Origin of the sequence: uncultured Winogradskyella sp. (assembly GCF_947498345.1) — a bacterium.
Classification (GTDB): Bacteria; Bacteroidota; Bacteroidia; order Flavobacteriales; family Flavobacteriaceae; genus Winogradskyella.
Genome location: NZ_CANMJY010000031.1, coordinates 1 through 412, shown reverse-complemented (window position 1 = coordinate 412; position 412 = coordinate 1). Strand labels below are relative to the sequence as shown.

At 41.3% G+C, this 412-nt stretch carries 1 pseudogene; it reads right to left on the bottom strand.

What is annotated here, in order from left to right:
- A pseudogene (locus Q0912_RS17480) lies at positions 1-412 on the bottom strand (gliding motility-associated C-terminal domain-containing protein); the annotation flags it as partial.

Here is a 412-nt window from a genome sequence, read left to right as displayed (position 1 = left end):
CTACCAGCTTCTGTCATATCAGTATATATTGCCTCAAGACCAGTAGAACAGTTGTCTGCCTCGTCATTGACATCACCAGTAATTGTAAGATCCGTAGTATCGACGTCACACTCTACAGTAATATCCGCAGGTACAGTAAATGTTGGTGCTGTAGTATCGACAACGTTAATGGTTTGTACAAGCGTTGTTGTATTGTTACATTCATCTGTAAGTGTCCATGTACGTGTTATTGTAGACTCATTAGCACAGCTACCAGCTTCTGTCATATCAGTATATATTGCCTCAAGACCAGTAGAACAGTTGTCTGCCTCGTCATTGACATCACCAGTAATTGTAAGATCCGTAGTATCGACGTCACACTCTACAGTAATATCCGCAGGTACAGTAAATGTTGGTGCTGTAGTATCGACAA